Below are 5341 nucleotides of genomic sequence, written 5' to 3'. Positions count from 1 at the left end.
GGCGAGGGCCAGGGGCGCGGTGGGCGGCAGGTCGAACGGCGCCAGCACACCCTCGGCCAGCCGCGAGCCGTCGGACGTCAGCGGGCCGACCAGCCGGCGCCAGCCGGAATCGGCGCCGTCCCGGTCGGCGAGGCCTGCCGCGGTGGCGTTGAGGTCGCGGCGCAGCAGCGCCGCCGGGCCGTCGTCGAGCGGGTGGGCGAGCGGCACCGGCGGATGCGCCCACCGAAGTCCCCCGGCCGGGGCCGGGCGTGGGGCTGGGCCTGCGGTGGGGGTCGGGCCTGCGGAGGACGTCGGGCCTGTGCCGAAGGCGCGCAGCGCCGGGGAGGCGAGCGCGAGCGGCAGGACGGTTGCGCACACGTCGTGCCGGAAGCCGGGCAGCGTCAGCTCTTCTGTGCGCAGCCCACCACCGGGAGTGCCTGCGGCCTCCCGGACGAGCACCCGCCAGCCGGCCTCGGCCAGCGTCAGGGCTGCGGTCAGCCCGTTTGGACCGGCCCCGACGATCACCGTGTCGAAGCTGTCCGTGCTCACCGCGCACCTCTTCCATTCGGGTTCCATCCGGAGAACCTCGCCCATCCGGACCGTCGATGGGTACCCCACCCGACGGCAGCTGGCCACGCACGATCGTGCCGCTGCCGGGCATCGAGCCCGAACGTGATACCCGCCCGAAGGTGATGCCCGCCCGTCCAGTCGTGCTCCAGGGCCGCCGTCGCGCCGCTGGTCCGAGCCCGGGAGCGGATGCCATAAAAGGTGTCCAGTATCACTCATAAATGGGGTTTCTGTCACAGAGGGAAACTCAGCTGTGGACTCGTGCGTTGAGATCTGTGCATAATCAGTCACTTTCCGTTTCCGCGGGTCCAGGATGGACGTCGGATGTGGTCGGACCGCGGTGTCCGACGGGCGCCGGCAAACCGTCCCCAACGGTGATACTTCGGGGCCGATCTCCGACGAGACACCCGTCCCGCCGCATCGAACTCGAGGAGGATGCCATGACCGCTTCGGTTTCCCCGCCGTCACCGTCCCGGCACAGCCATTCGCCGCCCATGCCCGGGTCCACCGCCAAGCACGTGCGCCGGGCCCAGGGTGACCACAGCCCCCTGCGCCCCGATCTCCAGGCCTCCCTGGTCGTGTTCGTCGTGGCGTTGCCCCTGTCGCTGGGCATCGCCGTCGCCTCGGGGGCGCCGGTCGCCGCGGGTCTCCTCGCCGCGGTGATCGGTGGCGTCGTCGCCGGCGCCCTCGGCGGTGCGCCGTTGCAGGTGAGCGGGCCGGCCGCCGGGCTGACCGTCATCGTCTCCGACCTCGTCCACACCTACGGGTGGCGCGTCACCTGCCTGATCACCGTGGGGGCCGGGATCCTGCAGATCCTGCTCGGGCTCTGCCGGGTCGCCCGCGCCTCTCTGGCCGTCTCGCCGGCCATCGTCCACGGGATGCTCGGCGGCATCGGGCTGACGATCGTCCTCGGCCAGTTCCACGTGGTGCTGGGCGGACAGGCCGAGAGCCACGCCTGGGACAACGTCGCGGCAGTGCCCGAGGCGATCGTCGATCCGCACGTTTCCGCGACCCTCGTCGGCTTCGTCACCATCGCCACGATCCTCCTCTGGCCCCGCTTGCCGAAGAGGCTGCCGAACGCCGTCCGAGCCATCCCCGCCTATCTCGCGGCGGTCGTGACGGGCACCCTGCTCGCCGCCGTCGCGGGCTTCGACCTGCCCAGGGTCAACCTGCCCTCGTCCCTGTTCGACGCGGTCGCCCTGCCGGGCCTCCCGCGCGGTGACTGGTCCGGCATCGCGCTGGCCATCGTCACCGTGGCCATCGTCGCCAGCGTCGAGTCCCTGCTCTCGGCCGTCGCGGTGGACCAGCTTGCCACCACCCGAGGCTGGCGGGGGCCGCGCGTCGACCTCGACCGCGAGCTGCTCGGGCAGGGTTCGGCGAACCTCGCCTCGGGCCTGGTCGGCGGGCTGCCGATCACCGGGGTGATCGTGCGCAGCTCCACCAACGTCGCCTCCGGCGGGCGTACCCGGAAGTCTGCCGTCCTGCACGGCGTCTGGGTGCTGCTGTTCGCCGTGTTCTTGGGCCGTGCCGTGGAGTGGATCCCGCTGTCCGCCCTCGCCGGCCTGCTCGTCGTCGTCGGTGCGCGGCTGGTCGACGTCGCGCATCTGCGCCACGTCCGCCGGCACGGGGAGCTGCCCGTCTACCTGGTGACAATCGTCGGTGTTGTCGCCCTCGACCTCCTGCAGGGTGTCGCCCTGGGTCTGCTCACCGCGCTCGCCCTGGTCCTGCGCCGGGTGCTGTGGTCGAGTGTCCGGCTGGTCCGCACCGACGAGCTCTGGCAGGTAGAAGTCGAGGGGACACTGAAGCTTCTTGTCCCTGCCCCGCCTCGCGCGGATCCTGGGCCGCATCCCCGTCGGTGCCCCCGTCTCGATCGAACTCATCGTCGACTACCTTGACCACGCCGTCTATGAGCATCTGCGTGGCTGGTGCGCGAACCACGAGGCGTCCGGCGGAACGGTGAGCGTCGACGAGATCGGCCAGGTCTGGTTCCGCCGGCCGGCCGAGGTCGCGGAGCAGCGGCGCCGCACCGTCGTCCCGCACCTCCCGCGCTGGTTCGCGCCCTGGTCGCAGTGGCAGGAGCTGGAACTCGCGTCGTCACCGTCGGATTCCCATTCGTCGGAGTCGCGGTCGTCGGATTCCCAGCCCGGCGGCGTCGTTCCGCCGGCGATTCACCTGGACCCAGTCCCGGCCCCGGCGGCGTCGGCCCCGGCGGCGTCGGCCCCGGCGCAGGCCTCCCCCGACCTGACGGTCCAGCACGTCAGCACAATGTTGCTCGGGGTGAACGAGTTCCACCGGCGGGCCGCCCCGCTCCTGCGGGGCACCTTCGACGAGCTCGCCGGGGGACAGCAGCCCGGCGCCCTGTTCCTCACCTGCGCCGACTCTCGCATTGTTCCCAACATCATCACCAGTAGCGGTCCCGGTGACCTGTTCACGATCCGTAATGTCGGGAACGTCGTCCCGGTGGACGACCCCGCCGGATCCGACCCGGACGCGCCCTTGCGACGCGGTGGCGACCTGTCGGTGACCGCCGCGCTGGACTACGCCGTCGACGTCCTGCGGGTGCCCTCGCTCGTGATGTGTGGCCATTCCGGCTGTGGCGCCATGCAGGCGTTGTTGTCCGGCGCGCTCGACGGCGCGCTCGACTCGGCCCTGGCGGGCTGGCTGTCGCACGCCGCCGCCTCGCTTGAGCGGACGCCCCCTGCCGGCACGGAGGATCTGCTCCCGGTGGAAAGGCTGGGCCGCGCCAACGTGGCGCAGCAGTTGGAGAACCTGCGCGCGCATCCGGCCGTGCGCCGTGCCCTGGCACGCGGCACGCTAGAACTCGTCGGCCTGTACTTCGACATCGCCGATGCGCGCATCTGGGTGCTCGAGGAGTCGACCGGCCGGTTCGTCGACCCGATGGACGCGTTGCCGACGGCGGTCATTGGGACCGGCCCGCGTCGCCGGTGGGACACACCGGTGCGGGTACCCGCACCCATGGTCGCGGTCGGCGCGGGTCCTGCCGACGAGCAACCGCCGCCCGCCGGCCGGCGGGCCCGGTGGCTCAGCCTGCCGCGGTAATGCCGCAGCGGTGAAGGGCCGCCGATCGCCCGGGGCCCGGGATCAGGGATCAGGGATCCGAAGTGCTGACCCCGGAGATGCACCGATGGTCGGCGACGTCGACCGTTGGATGACGTCGATCGTTGGATGACAGAGAGTCGCCGAGGGTTGGGCGCGGTCTCAAGGCCGGAGACCGTTACCAATTCTCGGCAATTCGCCGTCGCGCCGGTTCGCCGTCGCGCGGTTCGTCCGCGGGGGTCACGAGGCCGGGATGACCCGCTCCGGGTAGTCCAGCCAGGATGTCTGACCGTCGGGGGTGACGGTGAGCCCGAAGCGGGTGCAGGACGGCCGTCCTGCGTTCACCCACCAGTCGTAGGCCATTTCGAGTTCGTCCCACAACCGTCGTGGCCCATACTGGGTGACCTCATGCCCGTCCGACTGCCCGTCCGACCCGGCGGTCAGTGACGCCCACGACTGTGACGCCGCGTGGGACAGCAGAAGTGTTTTCGCTGGGCCGCCTTCCTCGATCTGCCCGGTGGTGCAGCCGGGCAGCCACAGGCCGACCGCGAATCCGGCCGCGGCGTCCCCGAAGGGCTCATCCAGATACCGGCAGGTTGTTCTGACATCGGCGTCGTCCTCGCCGAGCCACCAGACGGGTTTGTCGGCCCGCTGGCCGCGCAGCCGCATGAAACCCGCCTCATCATGAAAATGGCCCGAGGCGGTGCCGTCCGCAACGGTCAATGACAGCAGCGCCCCACCGAACTCGCTCGTGAACGGCAGCACGATCCGCCCGCCAGGCCGGGTCTGCATGATCCAGGGGTAGGGAACGGTAACCACCGACGCTGTGGCGATGATCCGGTCGTAGGGAGCCCGACCGGGAAACCCCGCCGCGCCGTCCCCGACGACCACCGTCACCGGACGGCCGATTCTGGCGAGGGCCGCGCGGGCTTGCCCCGCGATTCCCGGATCGATCTCGATGGTGGTGATCTGGCCGGTCGGGGTCCGCTCGGCGAGCAGCGCCGCGTTATAGCCGGTCCCGGTACCGATCTCGAGGACGTTCATCCCGTCCCGCACATCGAGGAGGTCAAGCATCCGGGCCATGACCCACGGCGCGCTGCTGGAACTGGTCGGTATGACGCCCCTATCGTCGTACCTGCCCGTCCCGTCGTCGACCTGCGTCGTGATCCCGTCGTCGCCGCGGCACAGCTTCGACCACCGCTGTGGATCATCCTGGCGCCGGAGCGGGACCAAGAAGAACCCGTCCTCGTCCCGGACCCAGATTTCATCCGGGATGAAGTCCTCGCGGTTCACCCGGCGGACGCTCACGCCTTCCCTGAGCCCTTGCACACGTCGCAGGAGACGGTCTCGTTCTTGCCGTCGCTGGTCACGGTGATCTTCTCGCTGCCGTTGCAGGTCGGGCAGGCTACCGGTTTCGCGTGCTTACCCACCCGACCGCCTCTCACCTGGGGCCATCTGGGGGTTCGGGCCCACGGCCATGATTCCATCCGGACGGTGCCGCGCGTCAAGGGGCCGCGGCAGCCTCGCGGCCGGGCCGGGAAACTGATCTAACTTGACAATTCTTAATATTTAAGAAATTTGTCGGCATCCGGGCGTGCTGGCCACGACACCCTGACGCCGACGCCGGCGGATGCCGGATCCGGTGGATCTCGCTAGAGCGGGCGGCAGACGTGCGTCAAGGTCCAGTCGGTTCCGGTCGCGGCACCCTCCGTTTTCGGCTGAGTGTCGGTCGTGCCGT

5 protein-coding genes are annotated in these 5341 nt (G+C 70.7%); 2 read left to right on the top strand and 3 right to left on the bottom strand.

The features are described 5' to 3' along the window. A partial coding sequence (locus AC08OT_RS16240; protein WP_476602991.1) for a phytoene desaturase family protein occupies positions 1-528 on the bottom strand: 528 nt, incomplete at its 3' end. Positions 529-986: 458 nt separating this feature from the next. On the opposite strand from AC08OT_RS16240, the gene AC08OT_RS16235 reads away from it, so the two are divergent. Further along, complete coding sequence (locus AC08OT_RS16235; protein ID WP_476593885.1) at positions 987-2441, top strand: SulP family inorganic anion transporter; 1455 nt, start codon at positions 987-989, stop codon at positions 2439-2441. Continuing rightward, positions 2356-3606: a carbonic anhydrase gene (locus AC08OT_RS16230; protein ID WP_476602990.1), complete on the top strand. Its 1251-nt coding sequence runs from the start codon at positions 2356-2358 to the stop codon at positions 3604-3606. The genes AC08OT_RS16235 and AC08OT_RS16230 overlap by 86 nt, the downstream gene beginning before the upstream one ends. Positions 3607-3843: 237 nt before the next feature. Here the strand turns inward: AC08OT_RS16230 and AC08OT_RS16225 are convergent, their stop codons facing one another. Beyond that, entirely contained in the window at positions 3844-4911 is a 1068-nt protein-coding gene (locus tag AC08OT_RS16225) for a methyltransferase domain-containing protein (protein ID WP_476593887.1), read from the bottom strand. After that, on the bottom strand, positions 4908-5033 hold the full coding sequence (locus tag AC08OT_RS16220) for a hypothetical protein (RefSeq protein ID WP_476593888.1): 126 nt from the start codon (positions 5031-5033) through the stop codon (positions 4908-4910). Before AC08OT_RS16220 ends, AC08OT_RS16225 begins: the two co-directional genes overlap by 4 nt. Positions 5034-5341: the final 308 nt, after the last annotated feature.

This window comes from Frankia sp. CgJB1 (assembly GCF_977947065.1).
The sequence above is the reverse complement of the archived record's forward strand: the minus strand, read 5'-3'. Positions and strand labels throughout refer to the sequence as shown.

Bases quoted from the DNA above. Each gene is read 5' to 3' on its own strand.
- AC08OT_RS16235 (WP_476593885.1), top strand. From the start codon at position 987: ATGACCGCTTCGGTTTCCCCGCCGTCACCGTCCCGGCACAGCCATTCG.